Source organism: Pseudonocardia sp. MH-G8 (assembly GCF_002262885.1).
Classification (GTDB): domain Bacteria; phylum Actinomycetota; class Actinomycetes; order Mycobacteriales; family Pseudonocardiaceae; genus Pseudonocardia.
Map to the genome: position 1 here is coordinate 81,266 of NZ_NKYF01000006.1, position 21,924 is coordinate 103,189.

The following is a 21,924-nucleotide window of genomic DNA, read 5'->3' on the forward strand; positions in this document are numbered from 1 at the left end:
GGTCCAACGGTGGACGGTCCCGCGTACGGCCTGGTGCTGTGCAGCCAGTTCCTGCCCGGTGACGACGCGACGGCGCGGTTCGCCGAGCAGGTGGAGCAGGTGCACCACGCCCGGGACCACGGCTTCGCCTCGGTCTGGGCGACCCAGCACTACCTCGCGGAGGAGGTGCAGTACCTGCACCCGCTCGCGGTGCTGGGCAGGCTGGTGCCCGAGACCGGCGACATGCGCATCGGCACGGCGATCACGCTGATGGCGCTCGCCCACCCGGTCGACCTCGCCGAGCAGCTCGCCACGCTCGACATCCTCTCCGGCGGACGACTCGTCGTCGGCGCCGGACTGGGCTACCGCGACGCCGAGTTCGACGCGTTCGGTGTGCCGCGCGACCGCCGCCTGCGCCGATTCCGCGAGAACCTCGACCTCGTCCGGAAGCTCTGGACCGAAGAACAGGTGACCTTCGCGGGCGACGCGGGACGCATCGACGGGCTGCGGCCGCAACTGCGTCCGGTCCAGCGCCCGCACCCGCCGATCTGGCTGGCCGGGCACACCGACTCCGCGCTGACCCGTACGGCCGCCACCGGGCTGCCGTGGATCGCCGCCGCCGCGCACGTCGACGCCGACTACCTGCGGGCCCAGGCCGCGTTCTTCCGCGCCCGGTGTGCCGAGCACGGACGCGACGCGGAGATCAACGTGCTGCAGGAGGTCTACGTCGGTGCGAGCGACGAGCAGGCCGTCGAGGACGTGCGGGACGCGCTCGCCATGAAGTACGCCACCTACCGGTCGTGGGGCCAGGACCGGATCCTGCCCGACTCCCAGAGCTTCGACCGGGAGTTCGACGAGCTGCGCCGCGGCCGGTTCATCCTCGGCGGGCCGCAGACCTGCCGCGACCGGCTCGCCGAACTGATCACGACGACCGGGGCCGCGCACGTCCTGCTGCGTCCGCAGTGGCCGGGCCTGCCGCACGAACGCGTGATGGGGAGCCTGCAGCGCCTCACCGACGAGGTGCTGCCCGCGCTGGCAGGGGTGACGGCATGACCCTGCGCAGGCGTTCCTTCCTCGCGGCAGCCGGCCTCGGTCTCGCGGGGCTCACCGGCTGCGCCCGGGCCGAGGCCACGGGCGTCGAGACCGTCACCACCGCCACCTACATCCCCGAGTCCTACGACGACCTCTACCCGGGCATCCAGACGTTCATGGACACCGTCGGGGCGGCGAGCGGCGGCCGCCTCAACTGCGACATGTTCGACTCGGGCACGCTGCTCGGGGCCGAGCAGCTGCTGCCGGGCCTCCTGCTCGGCGTCGCCGACGTGATGTTCCAGACCAGCTCGTACGTCTCGTCCAGCTACCCGATCCTCGGGGCGATGGAGCTGCCCTTCGGCGCGGAGGACTTCGCGAAGCAGCGCCGGGCACTCGACCCCGCCGGACCGCTGTTCACCCTGGTGAACGAGCAGCTGGCGCCGCAGGGCGTGCGGCTGCTCGGCGGGATGCCCTGCACCTTCGAGTACCTGTGGACGATCGATCGACCGATCCTCGAGCCCGCCGATGCGCGCGGCATGCGCATCCGGGTGGCGGGCGAGATCGAGGGCGAGACCGTCAAGGCACTCGGCGGCGCGCCGGTGTTCATGGGCTCCTCCGAGGTGTTCGAGGCCCTGGAGCGGGGCACGATCGACGGCCTGATGAGCTACGTCGGCACGGTCGTGTCCCGCGACCTGCAGGAGATCATCCGGTACGCGACGCGTGCGCACTTCGGCGCCTACACCGTCGACGCCTACTGCCGCACGGACTGGTACGAGCAGCAGCCGCCCGAGCTGCGCGCGGCGCTGGACGAGGCGGGCCGCGCGCTCTACCGGGACGGCACCGAGGTGATGGCCCGCGTGCACGAGAACGACTACCTGCCCGCGGTCGTCGAGGGCGGGGTCGAGCTCGTGGAGCCCAACGGCCCCGAGCTCGAGGCGTTCCGCGCGGCCGTCGCCCCCGTGTACGGCCGGTGGGAACACCTGATCGGCGATCCCGCCGTGTCCGACCGCGCCGTCGCGCTGATCAACGAGGCCTAGGAGGAACCGTGTCCGGAATCCGCCGGGCCGTGCTGGCCTGCACCCGCGCGATGGCGATCGTGGCGATGGCCGTCATCGGCCTGCAGATGCTGACCATCACCTATGACGTGCTGATGCGGTTCGCGTTCGCCGCCCCCACCGACTGGGCCTACCCCCTGAACTCGACCGGCGTCCTCGTCGCGACGGTGCTCACCGTCCCGCACCTGTACGCCACCGGTCACCACATCTCCATGGACCTGCTGCACCGCGCGCTGCCCGCGCGGGCCCGCCGGGTGGCCGACGTCGTCACCACGGTCGCGACGGCGTTCCTCGGGGTGGTGCTCGCCGCGACGGCGTTCCACTCGATGACCGTGGCCTACGCCGGCGGGCTCACCGGCGCCGGCACGTTCAACATCCCGCTCTGGGTGCCCGACGCAGTCCTGACCCTCTCGGGAGTGTTCCTCGTGCTGGTGGCACTGCTCTTCCCCGCCACTCCGCCGGACGCGGACTCGCCTGCGGCCGTCCCCGGTGACGTGGACGCCCGCGCCGACGCCCAGGGGGTGGCCTGATGATCGCCGATGGTGTGATCGTCACGCTCGCAGTGGCGCTGCTGCTTGTGCTCATCGCCCTGCGGACGCCGATCTTCGTGGCGCTGGGTGTCGCCGGCGTCGCCGGGTTGCTCGGCATGGGCGGCTTCGCCGCCGTTGACCTGGTCCCGCTGGCGCTGGTCTCCCAACTGCAGGAGTACGCGCTCGTCGCGGCACCCCTCTACATCCTGCTCGGCGAGGCGCTGGCCGTGAGCGGCCTGGGCCGCGACCTGTTCGGCGCCGCGCACCGCTGGTTCAACCGGGTGCCCGGTGGCCTGGGCGCCTCGGCCGTCGGGTCGTCCACGCTGTTCGGGGCCATGTCCGGGGTGAGCATCTCCTCGGTGGCGGTGATCGGCCGGATGGCCGTGCCCGAGATGCTGGAGCGCGGCTACAAGCCGGCGTTCGCGAGCGGCACCGTTGCCGCGTCCGGGGCACTGGCCATGCTGATCCCGCCGAGCCTGATGTTCATCCTCTACTCGTCGGTGACCGGCGAGAGCGTGGCCGACCTGTTCGCCGGCGGGCTGCTCCCCGGGCTGCTGCTCGCCGCCATGATGATCACCTACGTCGTGGTGCGCGCGAAGCTGGCGCCCGACAACGCCCCGGTCGACCCCGACCGCTTCACGTGGCGGGAGCGGCTCGTCGCGCTCGGGCGGATCTCCCCCGCGCTGCTGCTGATCCTGCTCGTGCTGGGCTCGATCTACACCGGCATCGCGACGCCCACCGAGGCGGCGGCGGTCGGCGCGCTCGCGGCGTTCGTCGTCACCGGGGCGATCTACCGCAAGCTCGGCGGGGCGAACCTCAAGCGGATCTTCGTCTCGACCGCGCAGGTCACCGGGGCCATCCTCGCGATCGTCGGCGCGGCGTTCGTGTTCACGCAGATGCTGGTACTGGCCCGCGTGCCCGACGCGTTCACCGCGTTCATCGTCGGGCTCGACGTCCCGCCCACCGTCATCATGATCGGGATCATGCTGGTCCTGGTGCTGCTCGGGTGCCTGGTCGACGCCGCGTCATTGCTGCTGGTCGTGACGCCGATCCTGGTGCCCGCGATCAGCGAGCTGGGCTACGACCCCCTGTGGTTCGGCGTGCTCTTGGTCGTGAACCTGGAGATCGCGGTGATCACGCCGCCGGTCGGGCTGAACCTCTACACGATGAAGTCGGTGGTCCCCGAACTGGATCTCGCCGACATCTTCCGGGGCATCGCGCCCTACGTCGCCATCGAAGGGCTCCTGCTGGTCATCATGATCGCCTTCCCGCAACTCGCCACGTTCCTGCCGGGGCTGCTGTCATGAGCATCGCCGACCTCGCCGACTGGGCGTGCGACGTGCGCCCCACCGACGCCGACGAGGAGCTGGCCCGCCGCTCGCTCGTCGACACGGTGGCCGTCACCCTCGCCGCAGCCGACGACCCGGTGGCCGGCTTCACCGCCGGCTCGGACGCGGCGCTGCGCTGGGCCGCAGTGGGGCACGTCCTGGACTTCGACGACGTGCACCTGCCCTCCACCTCGCACGTGAGCGTCGTGTGCACCGCCGCCACCCTCGCCTGCGGCGGGGGCGCCCGCGAGTACCTGGCCGGCGCGGGCGTGATGGCCCGCCTCGGAGCGGCGCTGGGCTGGGAGCACTACCGATCGGGCTGGCACGCCACGTGCACCGCGGGCGCGCCGGCCGCCGCCGTGGCCGCCGGGCTCTCCCTCGGCCTGGACGCCGGTCGGCTCGCGCAGGCGATGGCGCTGGCCGTGCCGGCCGCCGGCGGGGTCCAACGCGCCTTCGGCACGGCCGCGAAGTCCCTGCAGGTCGGCTTCGCCGCGTCCGCGGGCGTGCGGGCCGCGCACCTGGCCGCGGCGGGAGCCTCCGCCGACCCGGCGGCTCTGGACCACTGGTTCCGCCTGGTCGGCGGCACCGGCGAGGTGCAGCTGGACGGGCCGCTCGTGCCCGAGGGCCTCGCGGTCAAGCTCCACCCCTGTTGCTACGCGCTGCAGCGCCCGATCTCCGCGGCCCGCGCGCTGCCGCCCGTTCCGGTCGAGGTGGTCACGCGCCTGCGGGTCCGCACACCGTCCGCCGCGCTGCAGCCGTTGATCCACGACCGGCCACGGACCGGGTTGGAGGGCAAGTTCTCCCTGCAATACGCCGTGGTGGCAGCCCTGCTCGACGGATTCCCCGGCGCCGCGAGCTTCACCGACGCCGCGGTCACCCGGCCGGAGGCGCAGCGGCTCGTCGAGCGCGTGGAGGTCGACGCGCCTGCGGGTGGTACCGGGATCCTCGACGGTGACGTGCTGATCGTGCGCGAGCACGCCGACGGCACGCGCGACGAGGCCCGGCTCGACGTGCCCGACGGCCACCCGCTGCGCCCCCCGACCGGCGATGACCTCGCCCGGAAGGTCACCGACTGCGTCGGCGCCGACCGCGCGGCCCAGGTCCTCGAACTGGACTGGCCGGACGCGGGGACCCTGCTGCACCGCGCCCTGCCCGCGGGCTGAGCGCACGGGCCGGCGGGGTCAGCGGCGCTGCACGATCCCGCGGATGAACGCCGCCTGGCCCGCGTGCTGGGCGCAGTCGTCGACCACGCTCACCAGCCGCACACCGAGGGTGACGGGCGGGTCCCAGGCCTCGTCGATCACGCGGTCGAGGTCGCCCTCGGTGAGGCGGCCGACGTAGTCGAGGCTCGCCGCAGCCACCGCGTCGTAGTAGGCGGTGAGCAGGTCCGGTGACCCGACCCGCACCGCAGCCACGTCCTCGGACGACTGCCCGTAGCCGATCGCACCGACCGGGAAGGGCAGGGCGAAGCGCTCCGCGAAACCCTGCGCGGTCCACACCTGCTCGGTGCCGGCGACCCCGGCCACGTGGTCGTCCTGCACGCGGGTGAGGTGCCAGACGAGCCAGCCGATGGAGTTGGCCTGCGGGTCCACCCGGAACGCGAGCTGTTCCGCGGACAGCCCCTCGACGGCGGCGTGCACCTCCTCCCCGATGCGGGAGTACGAGTCGGTCAGCACGGCGGCGACGTCCACGCTCCGACCCTACGTGCGGTAAGCGCTCACCGCGCACTTCCGAGGCCGCGTCGATCACGCTAGTGTCGGCGCTCGCATCAGGACGAGGAGCGGCCGGCAGGGCTGCTGGAGGAGGGCTGGGTGGACGACCAGATGCCCATGCCCGCCGACGTCGATCTCTCCCGCGCCTCCATCGCCCGCGTGTACGACTACCTGCTGGGCGGCAAGGAACACCTCGACGTCGACCGGCGCGCCGCGGACGCCCTGCTCAACGTCGTTCCCGAGGCTGCCGAGATCGCGAAGGACAACCGCAGCTTCCTGCGCCGTGGCGTGGAGTACCTGGTGGGCGAGGCCGGCATCCGCCAGATCGTCGACGTCGGCTCCGGGCTGCCGAGCGCCGGCAACGTGCACGAGGTGGCGCACGCCGTCGATCCGGCCGTGCGCATCGCCTACGTCGACAACGATCCCGTCGTGCTCGCTCACGCGCGGGCGCTGCTCGCCACCGACGAGCGCACCACGGTGGTCACGGCCGACCTGCGCACGCCCGACTCGATCTTCGACCAGCTCGGCACCCACGACCTGCTCGACCTCGACGAGCCGGTGGCAGTGCTGCTGAGCGGCGTGCTGCACCACCTGTCCGACGACGACGATCCCAGCGCGGTCGTCGCGACGGTGCGCGACCGGCTCTCCCCCGGCAGCTACCTGCTCCTCTCGCACTTCCTCTTCGACGACGAGTCGCGCGCCTTCGCACTCGAGCGCGCTTTCCTGCACGGGGGCCTGGGCTCGGGCCGCTTCCGCTCCTGGGACCAGCTGCGCAGCTACTTCGACGGGTTGCAGCTGGTGGAGCCCGGCCTGGTGTACGCCAACGACTGGCGGCCCGACGAGCACACACCCGTCGACGGGCCGGTGCACACGCTGCACGCCGCCGGGATCGGTCGCAAGGCGTAGACGCGCGCGCCGCACGACCGACGGGACGAGGCTCCGAGGACGCCTCGGCTCGTTCGGCGGCGGCCCGGCCGGTCGCCTCGGAACGGTCTCAGAACGGCGGCCGCTCGTCGTCCGGCCGAGGACCGTGCGCCGGCGCCGGAGGAGGTCGCCCGGGTGGCCCCGCACGTGGACGGCGCAGGATCCGCCGTCCGTCACGGCGCAACCGCTGATCGATCTCTCTGGCCGTTTCCTGCGGTGGATGCGGCGCCGGATCCGGATCAGGAAGATCCGGACGGACCGGTTCTCCGCGCGTGAGGTAGACCCGCCCGAGTGGGCTGACCCACCGGAACCGGCCCGGACCGGGCTGGGTGAGCGCCCAACCGCGCTCCTTGTCGGGATGATGCCGCTTGCACTGAGGCCCGATGTTGCTCTCCACGGTCCGGCCGCCGAGACCGTGATCGCGGGTGTGGTCCAGATCCGAGCGGCGCGCCGAGCGAGTGCAGCCAGGCCCGCAGCAGGTGCGATCCCGGATACGGACGTGCTCGGCCAGCGGGCCACGCGCGAACCGCGCATACGGGTGCGCGTCGAGAAGCCCGCGCAGCCGATCACGGTCGGCCCAGCGGGCGGCGATCTCGGCCACCACGGCCTGCCACTCGCCCAGAACAGGACCAGAGGCGTAGGCCTCCAGCTCGGCGACTGCCACGTGCAGCTCGACCACGCCTCCCCGCACCCGCTCCGCCCCGGCCCGGCGCCCTCGGACGTGGTCACGGCCCCGACGCCGTAGCGGGCCGGCGAGCAGGAGGTGCCCGGTGGCGTCGACGACGGCGAACCGCCACACCGCCCCACGCCGCTGCGCGGCAACCGCATCCCGGGCAAGATCGGCGCAGACCGGCCCGAGACCGGGGATCTCCCCGGGACGCTCGTCGAGGCCGGCGAGCGTGGCCAGGCCGAGGCGGATCTCGATGCCCTCCCGCACGCCGATCGGGCCTCCTGTGCGACAGCTGCCGGGCTGACCGGTCGGCGGTGCGGGGCGTCCAGGCTCGGAGTGATCCGGGGGCCGGTCGTCACCCCCTCCACCCGCCTCGGTGCGGATCACGACGTCGTCCCCGGTCGCGCCGATGGTTGCGACAGCAGCCTTGCCCGCCGGGTCGTCGTCGGGATCGCCGCCGTCGGGATCGTCATCGGGACCGCCGTCGTCAGGCCCGCCCGGGTCGTCGTCGCCCGGGTCGTCGGTGTCGTCGTCGGTGTCGTCGTCGGGGTTGTCCTCGGGCCGGGGGCCGGCACGTAGCAGGTCGATGATCTGAGCCTCGGTGAGGCCGTCGAACAGACCGTTGAGCATCCCCAGGTAGAGATCCGCGCTGATCTGCGAACGCCGCCCGGGATGCCCGGCACGTATGGCCGCATCGCTCAACCGGTCCAGACGCGCTGCCGCAGCCGCGGCCTCGTCCGCGGGCAGCCCGTGCCCCACCACGGTGGCGGTGCCGGTGGCCGGGTCCAGGAACAACGCCACACCGCGTTGTTGCACCGCGCGGCGATACCGGCGGCGCCGGAACTGCGGATCGATCGCGTACAACGCCCGGTAGATCCGGTCCGCCAACTGCTTGGCGGTCAGCCCCGGCGCCAACGGCAGGAAACGTTCACACAACCGGCGGCTCTGCTCGACGGTGACATCCCCGGTGTCCGGGTCGAGGTAGTCGACGAACACCCCGGCCTTTCCGCGGTCGATCCGACCCTGGTGGAACGCCGTGAACACCATCGGCAGGCGTTCGGTCAACGCGGTGGCGAACCCGAGCTCCCGCTCGGCGGCGGTGGGCGTCCAGGTCAGGGCCGCGGCGATCTCGTGGCCCGCCCACTCGTGGTGCTCCACCGACCGTGCCACCGCCTCGGCCCGGGCCGAGACGGGAAGCCCGCCGATCGGGACGGTGTGGGAGAGCTGGTTGAGCCCGGCCAGCAGTTCGGCATCCTCGTGGGACCGCTGCCGCAGGTGGGCCTGCAGCAGCTCGGGCACCCGCGAGTTGGGCACGGAGCCCCACGGGAGCGCGTGCAGCAGCGCGGACAACTGGGGGCCGGGCGGGGTGGTGACCGCCCGGTCCACGAGATCCAGCACTGCCGACATGATTCGAACATAGATTCGACCCCCGACATTTCGTGGCCGATCCCGAAAGGCTTCCAGGGTTCACCCGAAGCGCCCATCCATCGGTGACGAAAGGTGAGATCCTGCGGCGGACGTGCGCGTCCTAGTCCCACTCCCGGCTCAGCCGCCGCAGCATGTCCTGCGACCCCACGGGTGTCTCGGCCTGCGCCGTGACCTGTTCCATCACGGCGAGGTAGCGCTCCACGTCCACACGCTCGTCCAGATAGACAGCACTGGTCAGCTGCTCGGTGTGGTCGATGTCGGGCAGATCGGGCAGCAGTCCGGGGATGAGCTGCCCGTGGAAGGTGCGCAGGTACTCGGCCGCCTGTCCAGGCGCAGGTACATCTCGAACCGGGGTGGCAGCGGGTCGCTGTACTGCTGCCACCGACCCGGGTAGTGCGTATGCCGCGGCGGCCGGACGGGCGGCGACTCAGCCCGCCAGGTCGTCGAACTCCCCGTCCTTGGCACCGCGGAGGAAGGCCGCGATCTCGGCCCGCGTGTACACCAGTGCCGGGCCGTGCGGGTCGCGCGAGTTGCGCACCGCGACCGCGCCGCTCGCCAGGGCCGCCACCTCGATGCAGTCACCACTCGGGTTGCTCGCCCGGCTCTTGCGCCACGTGACGGCGCCGAGCTCGTCCGCGGCGATGCCGTTGTCCTCGTTGTGCTGCATGTGTTCTCCCCGATGCCAGCGCCAGGTGTACGCCTCAGATGTACGCGACGAATGTACTTGCAGACGCGCTTGCATCCGCAAGCCGGAGTGGGGACACTGACTCCCATGAGCGGGGGCGATCGGTCAGGTCCAGGCACCGTCGACACGATCACCGTCACCTGCTGCGTGGACAGCCACGCGCACGAGGTGCCCGACACCGAGCTCGCCGAGGCTGCCCGTCGCCTCGATGGCTGCTTCCAGGCGCTGTGCGGCCACCGCATCACCGCCGCCTCGATGGTGGAGCCGGACGGCCAGCCGTGCCTGCTGTGCGCCGCGATCCGCGAACGCACCAGCGCGCCCCGCCGCGGCGCTCGCCTGCAGCGCATCCTGGGCTGACCACCTCCCCGGCACCCCCGCACCGGCTACTACGAGCAGCACCCGCCCGGGCAGGGCGGGTGCTGCCGCCGGCCGGAGCGGACCCCGGCCGATGCGTCCGCAGCCGGGGGGATCACCGCGGACGCCTGGATGACTCGCATCCGCCCGAGGTTCGTTACCGGTTCGGCCCGATCGGCGGGTGGTGTCGCCGGCCGGTGCGGGAGACAGTGGAGAACGAATTGGGGCCGCACCCGGCGAAGGAGCCTTCTCGTGACCGCTACCGAGCAGCGTCCGTCCACCACCGTCGTCCATCCCCTGGATCCGTTGTCGGCCGCCGAGGTCGGCGCCGCGGCCGCGTTGCTGCGCGAGGCCGGTCACGCCGGCCCGACGTGCCGGTTCGTCTCGCTCGTGCTGCACGAGCCGGCAAAGGCCGCGGTCCTGGCGTTCGACGCCGACGCCACCCCCGTGGCCCGCGAGGTCGCCGCGGTCGTGCTCGATCGGGCCGACGGGCGCACCTACGAGGCCGGCGTGTCGCTGACCGATTCGGCCGTGACGCGCTGGGAGCACGTGCCCGGTGTGCAGCCGCAGGTGCTGCTCGAGGAGTTCTTCGCCTGCGAGGAGATCGTGAAGGCCGACCCGGGCGTGCAGGAGGCGCTGCGGGAGCGCGGGATCACCGAGTTCGGCGGCGTGATGGTGGACCCGTGGTCGGCGGGCCACTACGGCGACGAGACCGAGGGCAGGCTGGTCCGCGCGCTGGTCTGGGTCAAGATCGGCGGCCCCGACGACAACGGCTACGCGCATCCCGTCGAGAACCTCGTCGTCTACGTCGACACCCTCGCCGGGCGGGTCGCGACGATCGAGGACCACGGCGTCGTGCCCGTCCCGCAGCAGCCGGGCAACTACACGGCCGCGGACGTGGAGCCGCGCACGGACCTGAAGCCCATCTCGATCACCCAGCCCGAGGGCACCTCCTTCGAGGTGGACGGGCACGAGGTGCGCTGGCAGAAGTGGCGGTTCCGGGTGGGGTTCACCCCGCGCGAGGGCCTGGTGCTGCACACCGTCCGGTACGCCGACGCGGGCCGTGAGCGCTCGGTCCTGCACCGCGCGTCGCTCTCGGAGATGGTGGTGCCCTACGGGGACCCGGCGCCCACCCACCGGCGCAAGAACGCGTTCGACGCGGGCGAGTACAACATCGGCACCCTGGCCAACCCCCTCGAGCTGGGCTGCGACTGCCTCGGCGAGATCCGCTACTTCGACGCCGTCCTCGCCGACGGCGACGGCAACCCGCTGACCATCCCGAACGCCGTGTGCCTGCACGAGGAGGACCACGGCCTGCTGTGGAAGCACACCGACTTCCGCACCGAGAAGGTCGAGGTCCGCCGCTCCCGTCGCCTGGTCATCTCGTTCGTCGCCACCGTGGGCAACTACGAGTACGGCTTCTTCTGGTACCTCTACCAGGACGGCACGATCGAGTTCGACGTCAAGCTGACCGGGATCATGTCCACCGGCGCCGTGCCGCCCGGCACCACCCCGACCCACGGCCAGCTGCTCAACACCGACGGCCTCTACGCGCCGATCCACCAGCACGTGTTCAACATGCGCCTGGACTTCGACGTGGACGGCACCGCCAACTCGGTCTACGAGATCGACACCGAGACCGATCCGCCCGGCCCCGACAACCCGCTCGGCAACGCGTTCCGCACCACCGCCACCCGCTTGGAGACCGAGCTCGCGGCCCGGCGGCGGGTGAGCCTGGACCGGGCTCGCTACTGGGTCGTGCGCAGCACCCACGCCCGCAACGCCGTCGGCGAGCCCACCGCGTACGCCCTCAAGCCCCACGGCACGACCGTGCCGTTCGCCCGGCCCGAGGCGAGCGTCATGCGGCGGGCCGGGTTCATGGCCCACCACCTCTGGGTCACGCCGCACGCCGAGAGCGAACGGCACGCCGCGGGCGACTACCCCAACCAGCACGCCGGCGGTGACGGCCTCCCTGCCTGGACGGCGGCCGACCGCGACGTGACCGACACCGACGTGGTGGTCTGGTACACGTTCGGCTCGCACCACGTGGCGCGGTTGGAGGACTGGCCGGTGATGCCGGTGCAGCACGTCGGCTTCCTGCTGCAGCCCGCGGGCTTCTTCGACCGCAACCCGGCGCTCGACGTGCCGCCACCGCACCACTAGCCGGCCGTCGTGCCCCGGTGTCGCCGGCGCTGCGGGCGCGCAGGTGTCAGGAGAACTGGATCCCGCCGTCGATCATGACCGACTGGCCGGTCATGTAGTCCGAGTCTGGGGAGGCGAGGTAGGACACGAAGCCGGCCACGTCCTCCGGCACCGACACCCGGCCGAGGTGGATCAGCTCCGAGTACTTCGCGATGGCCGCCCCCTTGCGCAGGCCCTCGTGGTCGGCGAGCTTCTCGTCGATGTGGTCCCACATCGCGGTGCCGACGATGCCCGGGCAGTAGGCGTTCACGGTGATGCCGTGCTGGGCCCACTCCATCGCGGCGGCCTGCGTGAGCCCGCGCACCGCCCACTTCGAGGCGGAGTAGTGCCCGAGCAGCGGGAAGGGCCGGTACGCCACGATCGACGCGGCACCGATGATCTTGCCGCCGCCGCCCTGCGCGATCATCTGCTTCGCCGCGGCCGTGTAGCAGAGGTACACCCCGCGCAGGTTGATCGACATCAGGTGGTCGAACTCCTCGGGCGTCACCTCCAGCAGCGGCTTCACCTGCGCGATCCCGGCGTTGGCCACCATCACGTCGAGCTGGTCGAGCTCGCCGACCGCCTGCTGCACCATGGGCCTGCACGGCGTCCGGCTGGGACACGTCGGCCACCACCGCGGCCGAACGCCGCCCCAGCGCCGCGATCTCGTCGGCGACGCCCTCGAGCTGGTCGCCGTTGGCCTCGATGTCGTTGACTGCCACGTCGAGACCGTCGGCGGCCAGGCGCAGGGCGATGCCCTTGCCGATGCCCCGCGCAGCCCCCGTGACCAGTGCGACCCGCTTCTCCGATGCAACCACTGCTACCTCCGTTGGTGGTGGGCTCCGGAGGTGAAGCTAGGGATGCGGGCCGGCTGTGCGCAGGCCTGCGGGGTCTCAATATGAGACCCCGGACCTCACTCAGCGCCCTTGCTGCGCCGCCCTGCGCTCCCGCAGGCTGCGACGGGGCAGCCTGCTGACGCCCAGCAGGGCCACCACGCAGAACCCGAGCACCCACCAGAACGCGTCGGCAAACGCCCACGTGACCCCGGCGGCGCCGAGCGGCTCCCGGGCCGCGAGCCGGGTCTGCAGGATCACCGCGAGCAGCGCGGTACCGACCGAGCCGCCGATCGTGCTGAGCAGGTTCAACGCGCTGGACGCCCGCGGGATCACGGTCCGCTCCAGCGTGCTGTAGACCAGCGCCATCACCGGCGCGCTGATCATCGAGCTGCCCAGCCCCCGCACCACGAGCGACCCGGCGATCAGCGCGGCGGGCGGCGCGCTCGCGAGCTGGGTGAACACCACCGTGCCCAGCGCCACCAGCGCCACCCCGGTGAACACCAGGGTGCGGGCGGCGACCCGGTCGACGATGCGGCTGACCAGCACCGAGCCGGCCACGGCGCCGATGCCCTGCGGGACGAGCAGCAGGCCCGCCTCCCACGGGGTCATGCCACGCCCGCTCTGCAGGTACAGCGGCAGCAGGAACATCGCGCCGTACACCGACGCACCGAGGATCAGCAACGCCAGCGCGGCGGCACCGAACGGGGGCCGCGACAGCAGCCGCAGGTCGAGCAGCGGGACGCGGCGCCCGTCGTCGCGCCGATGGCGCAGCGCGTGCACGACGAACCCGGCGAGGATGCCGGCGCCGAGCGCCAGCGCGCCCCAGCTCACCGCGGCCGGCACCGCCTGGCCGTGGGCGAAGCCGGTGAGCCCGAAGACGAGCACCGCGATGCCCGGGGACAGCAGCGCAGCACCCCGCAGGTCCAGCGGCGCCCCGGCCGCCGCCGGCGCGTCCCGCGGGACGTGGCGCAGCGCGAGCACCACCGCGACCAGCCCGATCGGCAGGTTCACGGAGAACAGCCACGACCAGTGCGCCACACCGAGGATCGCGCCGCCGATGATCGGCCCGAACACCGGCGACAGCAGCGGGACGACCCCGACGATGCTGATGATCCGCCCGATGCGGCCCGGCCCGGCCGCCCGGGCCAGCAGGGTCTGCCCGGTCGGCGGCAGCAGCCCGCCGCCGAGGCCCTGCAGCACCCGGAAGGCGATGAGGCTCGCCGGTGACCAGGCCAGCGCGCACAGCGCGGACCCGGCCAGGAACACCAGCACCGCGCCGATCCAGGTGCGGCGCCCGCCGAACCGGTCCACCAACCAGCCCGACGCCGGTACCGCCGTGACGACGGCGAGCAGGTAGGCGGTGGTGACCCACTGGACGTCGGCGATCGAGGCGCCGAGCTCCTCGGTCAGGGTGTCGATGCCGACGGTGACGATGGTGGCGTCCATCGTCGCCATGAACGTGCCCAGCACCAGGACGAACGCGGTGCGCACCAGCGGGGCGTCGATCCGCTGCGCCTCCGGCCCGGTCATGCGCTCGCGGCCAGCGCGACGAGCGCGGCACGCAGGTGCTCGACGAGTGCGGCGGGCTCCTCGCCGGGGAACACTCCCGGCGCCCAGAAGATCCGGACGACGAGTTCGGTGCCCGCCCGGCCGTCGACGGCGATCGCGTTGACCATCACCTCCCGCGGCTGCGGGAGGTCCGCGTCGCCGCCGGAGCCGATCGGGTCGGTGCCGGGGACGGGCCGCCAGAGGACCTGCTCGCTCGTCGCGGTCGGCAACCGGCCGAGGTAGTTCACCGAGATCCGGGGCCGGTCCCCCTCGACGAGGTCGCCGAGGATGCCGTGCCCGAGCCCGTCTCCGGCCGCCGCGAGCTGCTCCGCGACCGCGGCGAGCGTCGGCGCCGCGTCCCCGGGCTCGACCCGCACCGGGTGCCACGCCGCGAGCCAGCCGACGGTCGCGGACAGGTCGGCGGGTCCGGTGGCGTCGGGCAGGGCGGCCGGACGGCCGTGGCCCTCCCGCGCGAGCGTGACCGCCGCGTCGCCGCGCCACGCGCGCACCGCCAGCGCCACCGCGGTCAGCAGGACCGCGTCGGGGGCGGTGCCGCGCGCCGCCGGCAGCGTCGTGAGCACCGCGCGCGCCGTGTCCGGGTCGAGGCGCAGCTCGCGGTGCACGGCCGCGGCCATGGTGTCGCGGGCCGGGTCGAGCGGGCGCACCCCGAGCGGCGCGACGTCCGCGGTGGCCCGCCGCCAGTGCGGCAGCTCCGCGCGCCGGGCCGGCACGGCCGCCCGCAGCGCGCGGGACCACCCGGGGTAGGAGGTCCCCGAGGCCGGCAGCGTCGTCTCGCCGCTCTCGTAGAGGTGCGCGACGTCGTCGACGAGGATCCGCCACGACGCACCGTCCACGGCCACGTGGTGCGCGACCAGCAGCAACCGTCCCGGTTCCGCATCCCCGGCGTCGAGCCAGACCGCGCGCAGCAGCGGGCCGCGGCGCAGGTCCATCGCCGCGCGGGCCTCCTCGAGCCGGGCCGCGGCGGTGCGGTCGAGGGCCTCCACCTCGTCCGGCGCGACGGCCACGCGCGTGAGTACCTCGGCCCCGGTGACGGCGTGCGGGATGCGCAGCACGGGCTCGGCGCCATCGGGCTCGACCAGGTGCGCGCGCAGGACGTCGTGGCGCGCCAGCACGGCGTCGAACACGGCCTCCCACCGCGCGAGGTCGCCCCCGGCCGGGACCACGAGCTGCATCCACAGGCAGAACGCGTCCGGCGAGGCGCCGGCGGCGGCACACAGCCCGAGGAACTCCCGCATGGCCGGGGTCAGCGGGGCGTCACCGGCCTCGGGCAGATCCGCCGGTCCTTCCCCGGCACTCACCGCACGCGCGGCGATGCCGGCCACGGTGACGCCCTCGAACACGTCGCGCGCGGTGAGCAGCAGCCCGCGCCGCCGCGCCCGCGACACCACCTGCAGCGACACGATGCTGTCGCCGCCTGCGTCGAGGAACGCGTCGTCGAGCTGGACCCTCGTCTGCCCGAGGACGTCGCGGAACACCTCCAGCAGCACGGCCTCGGCCAGTGTGGCCGGCTCCCGCGCCTCGGTGGCGACGACGGCCGGCGCCGGCAGCGCGGCCCGGTCCAGCTTGCCGCTCGGACCCAGCGGCAGCTCGTCCAGCTCGACCAGCGCGGAGGGCACCATGTGGTCCGGGAGCTGGGTGGCGGCCTCGGCCAGCAGGGTGGCGACGTCCAGCGGCGCGTCGCCCGCGGGCAGGACGTAGCCGACGATGCGCCGCTCCCCCGGCCGGTCCTCGCGCACGACCACCGCGCACCCGCGCACCGCCGGGTGCCGTCCCAGCACGGTCTCGATCTCGGCGAGCTCGATGCGGAACCCGCGGATCTTCACCTGGTCGTCGCCGCGGCCGAGGAACACGATCTGGCCGTCGGGACGCCACCGCACGAGATCGCCCGTGCGGTACATGCGCGAGCCCGGCGCGCCGAACGGGTCGGCGACGAACGCCGCCGCCGTCAGGTCAGGGCGGTTGACGTAGCCGCGCGCGAGTCCGGGCCCGGCGAGGTACAGCTCGCCGACCGCACCGACCTCGACCGGGAGCAGGCCGTCGTCCAGCACGTAGGCGCGCACGTTCGGGTCGGGGCGTCCGATCGGCACGGGACCGCCGTCGAGGGTCTCGTCCGGGTCGTGCTCGTCGGGATCGTGGACCCACATCGTCGCGTTGATCGTGGCCTCGGTGGGGCCGTACGCGTTCAGGAACCGCCGCCTGCGGCCCCACCGGCGCACGATCGCCGGGTCGAGCCGCTCGGCGCCGACCATCATCAATATGTCCCCGTCGATCTCCAGGTCGTCGGGCAGTGCCGCCACGAACGACGGGAGCAGGTTGATCGCGGTGACGCGGTGCTCGCGGATGTAGTCGACGAGCTCGTCGCCGGGCACCCGCACCTCGTCGGGCGCGATCACCGAGGTGCCGCCGGAGAGCAGGGCCACCATCGTCTGCCAGAACGCCACGTCGAAGCTCGTGGAGGCGAACTGCAGGTACCGGTCTCCCGGCGTGATGCCGACGACCTCCTCCTGCAGCGCCACCAGGTCCGGCAGGCCGCGGTGGGTGACCGCGACGCCCTTGGGGCGCCCCGTGGTGCCCGAGGTGTAGATGACGTACGCGAGCGCGTCGGGGGTGAACCGGGCGCGCGGCCGGGCGGGATCGGTGCCGGGCCGGCCCGCGACCGTCGCCGGGTCGTCGAGACGCAGCACCGGCATCCCGTCCGGCAGCTCCACCTCGAGACGAGCCTGCACGTCCGCCGTGGTCAGGGCGGCGGCCGGGGAGATGTCGGAGATCATGTAGGCCAGCCGGTCGCGCGGGTAGGCGGGGTCCATCGGCACGTACACCGCGCCCGCCTTCAGCACGCCCAGCAGCGCCACGACCATCTCGATGTCGCGACCGAGCAGCACCGCCACCGGGTCCTGCGGGGCCACCCCCTGCGCGACCAGGGCGTGCGCCAGTTGGTTGGCCTGCCGCTCCAGCTCGGCGTAGGTGAGGCTGCGGCCGCGGCAGACCACCGCCTCGGCACCGGGGCGCCGCCGCACCCAGGCCGCGAACTCGGCCAGGAGCGGGCGCCGCGTCCGGCGGGGTGCGATGTCGCCCATGGCGAGCACGGCGGCCCGCTCGTCCGCGTCGAGCAGCGGTAGCCGCGCGACCGGCCGGTCCGGGTCGGCGACGAGCTCGTGCAGCAGCGCGACGAGCCGGCGTCCGTGCGCGCGCACGGTCTCCTCGGTGAAGGCGTGCGGCTGGTGGGCCAGCCCGACGGTGATCGCGTCGCCGGGGAGCACCACGACCGTCAGCGGGTAGTGCGTGGCGTCGGCGATCTCCACCCCGGCGAGGTCGAGGCCCGGCGCGACGGGGACCCGCCGCCGGTCCGACAGCGGGAAGTTCTCCACCACGAGCATCGTGTCGAACAGGTCCCCGACGCCCGCTGCACGCTGCACGTCGGGCAGCCCGACGCTGTGGTGCTCGGCCATCGCGACGGCCTGGGCCTGCACGGCGTCGAGCACCTGCGCCGCGGTGTCCGACGGGCGCGACGCGACCCGCACGACGACCGTGTTGAGCAGCAGCCCGATCATGTCCTCGACGCCCTCGACCTCGGGCGGGCGACCGGAGACGGGGCAGCCGAACAGGACGTCGCGGCGACCGGTGAGCCGGCCGAGCAGCAGCCCCCACGCGGTCTGCATCACGGTGGACAGGGTGAGCCCGCGCTCGCGCGCGAACGTGCGCAGCCGCTCCGAGAACTCGGACCCGAGGTCGAGCGTCACCCGCTCCGGACGCTCGACGCGGGCCGCGGTCGTGGCCGGCGCGAGCCGCGTGCCCCCGTCGACACCGGCCAGCAGCTCCCGCCAGGCCTGCAGGGACTTCTCGGGATCACGGCCGGCGACGAAGCGGTGGTAGGCGGCCAGGCCCGGCGCGGCGGGCACCACCGGGCCGCCGCCCAGCTCGGCGTAGAGGCCGCTGAGGGCCCGCCCCACCAGCGGCATCGACCAGCCGTCGAGCAGCGCGTGGTGCATGGTGAGGCACAACCGGTGCTCGCCGGGACCCGTGGCCACCAGCAGGAACCGCACCAGAGGCGGCGTCGCGGGGTCGAACCCGCGCTGCACCTGGTCGCGCCGCAGGCGATGCAGCTGCGCCTCGCGGGCCGCGGGCGCGAGCCCGCTGAGATCGGCGTACTCCCACAGCAGCTCGGTGTCGGCGGGGACCACCGTCACGACGTCGCCGGGGTCGGTGACCACGAGGAACGACCGGAGCGCAGGCCTGCGGCGCAGCAGCTCCCCGGCCGCGGCGCGCATCCGGTCCGGGTCCAGCTCGCCGTCGAACCGCAGGACCGCCTGCGCCACGTAGACGTCGGTGTCGTCCGCGCCACGCACCAGGGTGTGGAACGCCAGCCCCACCTGCAGCGGGGTGGCCGGCAGCAGCTCCTCGACGCGGTGGGTGCGCTCGATCTCGTCCAGTGTGGCCCGGTCGATGTGCACCAGCGGCCCGTCCGGCGCGGCCCGCTCGGCGTCATCGGTGACCCGGCCCGCGCCCGCGGCCAGCGCCGCGATGCTCTGTCGGCCCAGGAGGTCCTTGGGGCGCAGGTCCAGCCCGCGGGCCCGGGCCCGGCTGCTGACGGCGATGGCGGTGATGCTGTCGCCGCCCAGCGCGAAGAAGTCGGCGTCGACCCCGACGTGCGGCAGACCCAGGACGTCGGCGATCACCGCGCAGAGCGCCTGCTCCTGCGCGGTCTCCGCGGCCCGGCCGGTGTCGGTGACGGCCGGCGCGGGCAGGGCCGCGCGGTCGAGCTTGCCGTTGACCGTCACCGGGAGCTCGTCGAGCACGACGACGGCCGCCGGCACCAGGTGCTCGGGCAACCGCACCGCGAGCGCGTCGCGCAGCTGCTCGGGGGTCGTGCTCGCGCCGAGCGCGGGGACGACGTACCCGACGATCTGCGCCCGCCCGGACTCCGTGCGCACCAGCGCCGCCGCGGCGTCCACCCCGGGCAGCGCGGCCAGCCCGGCCTCCACCTCGCCCAGCTCCACGCGGTGCCCGCGGATCTTGACCTGCCCGTCGTCGCGACCGAGGTACTCCAGGCCACCGTCGGACCGCCGCCGCACGACGTCGCCGGTGCGGTACATCCGCTCCCCCGGCCGCCCGTACGGGTTCGCGACGAACCGCTCGGCGGTGACGCCCGGCCGGTCCAGGTACCCGCGGGCCAGGTGCGGCCCGGCCAGGTACAGCGCACCGCGTTCGCCGTCGGGCACCGGGGCGAGCGCGCCGTCGAGCACGTAGGCGCCGGTGCCGGGCACCGCCGTGCCGATCGTCGGGGCGTCCCCCTCGATCCTCGCGACGGTGGCGTCGACGCATGCCTCGGTCGGGCCGTACAGGTTCAACGCCGTGACCCCGGCCGCGGCGACGGTGTGCCACAGCCCCTCGCCGACGGCTTCCCCGCCGAGGAGCAGCACGCCCGGGGCCGGTGACCCGGTGAGCAGGCCGGCCGCGAGCAGCGGCCCCGCCATCGACGGCGTGGTGTCGACGACGTCGATGCCGTCGCGGCGCACCGCCGCCACGAGCGCGTCGGCGTCGCGGGCGGTGTCGGTGTCGTAGAGGTGCAGCTCGTGTCCGCACAGCAGCCAGCAGAGCTGGTCGAGCGAGGCGTCGAAGGCGAACGAGTAGGTGTGCGCCGCCCGCAACCGCCGCCCGTGTGCGCGCTCCCGGGCCGCAGCGACGATCGTCGCCCGCTGGCGGTGCACCAGCTCGGCCAGACCACCCGACCGGGCCAGCACGCCCTTCGGGCGGCCCGTCGAGCCGGACGTGTAGATGACGTAGGCGAGGTGCTCCGGGTGCCGCGGCGCGGCGAGCTCGGAGTCGGCGAGCGGGCCGTCGGGCAGGGTGGCCAACTCCGCGAGCACCGCGGGGTCGGTCAGGTCCAGCCGGTCCACGGCGCCCAGGTCCGGTGCCGGCCCGGCCGTCACCACGAGCCCCGGGCGGGCGTCGGCGAGCAGCTCGCGGCGCCGTGGCGCCGGGTGTTCCGGATCGAGCGCCAGGTAGGCGGCGCCGGCGTCGAGGACGGCGAGCAGCGCCACGACGAGATCGGCGCCGCGGGGCAGCGCGAGCGCGACCACGTCGTCGGGCCCCACCCCGCGGGCGCGCAGCGCGCGGGCCAGCCGGTGCACGCGCCCGGCCAGCTCGGCCGTGGTGAGCCGCTGCGCACCCGAGACGAGCGCGGTCTCGCCGGCCCGGGTCGCGGCGAGCGCGTCGAGCACCGCCGGCACCGGCTCGGGTGCGCCGTCCACGGCGGGCGTCTGCGCGGCGGTGAGCAGGGCCGTGCGGGCGTCGCCGACCAGGTCGACCTGACCGACGGCCGGCGCCTCGGGACGGGCCAGCTCGCGCACCATGGTCTGCATCGCGGCCGGCTTGCGGTCCACCGCGGCCTGGTCACCGGCGCGCGCGTCCACCTCGAACCCGAGCAGCAGCCCGCCGTCGCGGGTGGGGGTGGCGGTCAGGCCCCAGTCCTCGGGAGGGCCGCCCGCGACGTTGCGCATCTGCCCGGTGGCGCCCGCGAAGTCCATCACGAGGTCGTAGGCCTTGAAGTTGACGCCGCTGCCGTGCAGCAGCGCGCTCGCCCCCGGGACGCCGAGGTCCCGGGGGATGTTCCCGCCGCGGTAGCGCTGGTGGGCGCGCATCTCGGCCATCGCCGCGGCGACCCGCCGGGTGAGCTCGGGCAACCGGTCGCCGCTGCGCACGGCCACGCGCAGCGGCAGCACGTTCACGGCCATGGCGGGCGTGCGCAGCCCCGTCGACCCGAGCCGGCACATCAGCGGCAGCCCGAACACGACGTCGGTGCGCCCCTGCATCCGGTGCAGGAACGCCGCGTAGCAGGCGATCACGGCCTCGCCCCAGGTGGCGCCCACCTCCTTGGCCACCGCGCGCAGCGCCTCGATCTCGTCGGGCGACACGGTCCGGCTCGCCGAGAGCGTGTGCTGCGCCGGACCCGCAAGGGCCGCACGCTCGTCGAACTCCGGCATCGGGGTCAGCCGGTCGACCCAGTAGGCGCGGTCGGCCGCGCTGTCCGCGCTCGCGAGGTAGGCCGCGTCGGCCGCCGCGAACTCGGCGAACGGCCGGAACGGCGCCGGCGGCACCGGCTCGCCCGTGGCCAGCGCGGTGTGCACCGCGGCGATGCGCCGGCACAGCATCGACTGGGTGTAGCCGTCGATCACCAGGTGGTGGTAGAGCAGCACGCACCACACGTCCCGGTCGGTGATCCGCAGAACGGCCTGCACGGCCAGGTCGCGCCCGGTCATGCCGGACAGCTGCGCGGCCGCCCGGAAGCGCTCGGCCGCGACGAACGCGTTGCCGGCCGCGACGGGGTCGGGCTCGCCGCGCAGGTCGAGGATCCGCGGCGCCGCCGCCGGTGCGTCGTCGATCAGCTGGCGCGGGCCGTCCGGGGTGTCGAACACGCGGACCCGCAGCGCCTCCGCGTCGTCGGTGGTGATCCGGACCGCCTCGGCGAGCAGGCCGGCATCGACCGGGTCCGGGCCGGAGACCTCGAGGACGTCCCCGACGAGGTAGTAGGGCGAGTCCGGGTCGAGCCGCTGCGCGTTCCAGATGCCCAGCTGCGCGGTGGTCAGGTCGAACGTCGCGGGAGCCTGGACGCCGGTGGTCACACGCATTCCTCGTCTGTCG

Annotated in this window: 15 protein-coding genes and 1 pseudogene; 8 read left to right on the plus strand and 8 right to left on the minus strand. The window is 74.0% G+C overall.

The window, feature by feature from the left end:
- Window positions 1-9 precede the first annotated feature (9 nt).
- The 5 genes from CFP66_RS16535 to CFP66_RS16555 are packed head-to-tail and all read left to right on the plus strand — an operon-like array spanning window position 10 to window position 5,087.
- On the plus strand, window positions 10-1,032 hold the full coding sequence (locus CFP66_RS16535) for an LLM class flavin-dependent oxidoreductase (protein WP_158228117.1): 1,023 nt from the start codon (window positions 10-12) through the stop codon (window positions 1,030-1,032).
- On the plus strand, window positions 1,029-2,048 hold the full coding sequence (locus CFP66_RS16540) for a TRAP transporter substrate-binding protein (protein WP_094925012.1): 1,020 nt from the start codon (window positions 1,029-1,031) through the stop codon (window positions 2,046-2,048). Before CFP66_RS16535 ends, CFP66_RS16540 begins: the two co-directional genes overlap by 4 nt.
- An 8-nt stretch (window positions 2,049-2,056) precedes the next feature.
- Window positions 2,057-2,596 carry a TRAP transporter small permease gene (locus CFP66_RS16545; protein ID WP_094925014.1) on the plus strand — a complete coding sequence of 180 codons (540 nt, stop codon included), beginning with the start codon at window positions 2,057-2,059 and terminating at the stop codon, window positions 2,594-2,596.
- Window positions 2,596-3,903 carry a TRAP transporter large permease gene (locus CFP66_RS16550; protein WP_094925016.1) on the plus strand — a complete coding sequence of 436 codons (1,308 nt, stop codon included), beginning with the start codon at window positions 2,596-2,598 and terminating at the stop codon, window positions 3,901-3,903. Before CFP66_RS16545 ends, CFP66_RS16550 begins: the two co-directional genes overlap by 1 nt.
- Window positions 3,900-5,087: an MmgE/PrpD family protein gene (locus tag CFP66_RS16555; RefSeq protein WP_094925018.1), complete on the plus strand. Its 1,188-nt coding sequence runs from the start codon at window positions 3,900-3,902 to the stop codon at window positions 5,085-5,087. The genes CFP66_RS16550 and CFP66_RS16555 overlap by 4 nt, the downstream gene beginning before the upstream one ends.
- Before the next feature lie 18 nt (window positions 5,088-5,105).
- Here the strand turns inward: CFP66_RS16555 and CFP66_RS16560 are convergent, their stop codons facing one another.
- Entirely contained in the window at window positions 5,106-5,615 is a 510-nt protein-coding gene (locus CFP66_RS16560) for a DUF664 domain-containing protein (protein WP_094925020.1), read from the minus strand.
- A gap of 120 nt (window positions 5,616-5,735) precedes the next feature.
- Here CFP66_RS16560 and CFP66_RS16565 point away from each other — a divergent pair, with 120 nt between their 5' ends.
- On the plus strand, window positions 5,736-6,542 hold the full coding sequence (locus CFP66_RS16565; protein ID WP_233159481.1) for an SAM-dependent methyltransferase: 807 nt from the start codon (window positions 5,736-5,738) through the stop codon (window positions 6,540-6,542).
- 88 nt (window positions 6,543-6,630) lie between these two features.
- Here the strand turns inward: CFP66_RS16565 and CFP66_RS16570 are convergent, their stop codons facing one another.
- The 3 genes from CFP66_RS16570 to CFP66_RS16580 form a co-directional block, all read right to left on the minus strand.
- Window positions 6,631-8,637, minus strand: coding sequence for an HNH endonuclease signature motif containing protein (locus tag CFP66_RS16570; RefSeq protein ID WP_094925022.1), 2,007 nt, complete (start codon window positions 8,635-8,637; stop codon window positions 6,631-6,633).
- Between the two features lie 121 nt (window positions 8,638-8,758).
- Window positions 8,759-9,040 carry a hypothetical protein gene (locus CFP66_RS16575; RefSeq protein WP_094925024.1) on the minus strand — a complete coding sequence of 94 codons (282 nt, stop codon included), beginning with the start codon at window positions 9,038-9,040 and terminating at the stop codon, window positions 8,759-8,761.
- A gap of 45 nt (window positions 9,041-9,085) precedes the next feature.
- Window positions 9,086-9,325: a DUF397 domain-containing protein gene (locus CFP66_RS16580; RefSeq protein ID WP_094925026.1), complete on the minus strand. Its 240-nt coding sequence runs from the start codon at window positions 9,323-9,325 to the stop codon at window positions 9,086-9,088.
- A gap of 105 nt (window positions 9,326-9,430) precedes the next feature.
- Between CFP66_RS16580 and CFP66_RS16585 the strand changes: the two genes are divergently transcribed.
- Together CFP66_RS16585 and CFP66_RS16590 are read left to right on the plus strand one after the other, a co-directional pair.
- Window positions 9,431-9,700, plus strand: a complete 270-nt coding sequence (locus CFP66_RS16585) for a hypothetical protein (protein ID WP_094925028.1) — start codon at window positions 9,431-9,433, stop codon at window positions 9,698-9,700.
- Between the two features lie 249 nt (window positions 9,701-9,949).
- A complete protein-coding gene (locus CFP66_RS16590; RefSeq protein WP_233159482.1) occupies window positions 9,950-11,860 on the plus strand; it encodes a primary-amine oxidase in 1,911 nt (636 codons plus the stop codon).
- A 46-nt stretch (window positions 11,861-11,906) separates the two neighbouring features.
- On the opposite strand, the gene CFP66_RS16595 is transcribed toward CFP66_RS16590, so the two are convergent.
- The 4 genes and pseudogenes from CFP66_RS16595 to CFP66_RS16605 all read right to left on the minus strand — a co-directional run bounded on the left by CFP66_RS16595 (window position 11,907) and on the right by CFP66_RS16605 (window position 21,905).
- Window positions 11,907-12,473 carry an SDR family oxidoreductase gene (locus CFP66_RS16595; RefSeq protein WP_233159483.1) on the minus strand — a complete coding sequence of 189 codons (567 nt, stop codon included), beginning with the start codon at window positions 12,471-12,473 and terminating at the stop codon, window positions 11,907-11,909.
- A gap of 61 nt (window positions 12,474-12,534) precedes the next feature.
- Window positions 12,535-12,696, minus strand: a pseudogene (locus CFP66_RS49215) (SDR family NAD(P)-dependent oxidoreductase); the annotation flags it as partial.
- A 99-nt stretch (window positions 12,697-12,795) separates the two neighbouring features.
- Window positions 12,796-14,244 carry a DHA2 family efflux MFS transporter permease subunit gene (locus tag CFP66_RS16600; protein ID WP_094925032.1) on the minus strand — a complete coding sequence of 483 codons (1,449 nt, stop codon included), beginning with the start codon at window positions 14,242-14,244 and terminating at the stop codon, window positions 12,796-12,798.
- Entirely contained in the window at window positions 14,241-21,905 is a 7,665-nt protein-coding gene (locus tag CFP66_RS16605) for a non-ribosomal peptide synthetase (RefSeq protein WP_233159484.1), read from the minus strand. Before CFP66_RS16605 ends, CFP66_RS16600 begins: the two co-directional genes overlap by 4 nt.
- Window positions 21,906-21,924 lie beyond the last annotated feature (19 nt).

Bases quoted from the DNA above. Each gene is read 5' to 3' on its own strand.
- CFP66_RS16540 (WP_094925012.1), top strand. From the start codon at position 1,029: ATGACCCTGCGCAGGCGTTCCTTCCTCGCGGCAGCCGGCCTCGGTCTC.
- CFP66_RS16550 (WP_094925016.1), top strand. From the start codon at position 2,596: ATGATCGCCGATGGTGTGATCGTCACGCTCGCAGTGGCGCTGCTGCTT.
- CFP66_RS16555 (WP_094925018.1), top strand. From the start codon at position 3,900: ATGAGCATCGCCGACCTCGCCGACTGGGCGTGCGACGTGCGCCCCACC.
- CFP66_RS16570 (WP_094925022.1), bottom strand. From the start codon at position 8,637: ATGTCGGCAGTGCTGGATCTCGTGGACCGGGCGGTCACCACCCCGCCC.
- CFP66_RS16580 (WP_094925026.1), bottom strand. From the start codon at position 9,325: ATGCAGCACAACGAGGACAACGGCATCGCCGCGGACGAGCTCGGCGCC.
- CFP66_RS16585 (WP_094925028.1), top strand. From the start codon at position 9,431: ATGAGCGGGGGCGATCGGTCAGGTCCAGGCACCGTCGACACGATCACC.
- CFP66_RS16595 (WP_233159483.1), bottom strand. From the start codon at position 12,473: ATGGTGCAGCAGGCGGTCGGCGAGCTCGACCAGCTCGACGTGATGGTG.
- CFP66_RS16600 (WP_094925032.1), bottom strand. From the start codon at position 14,244: ATGACCGGGCCGGAGGCGCAGCGGATCGACGCCCCGCTGGTGCGCACC.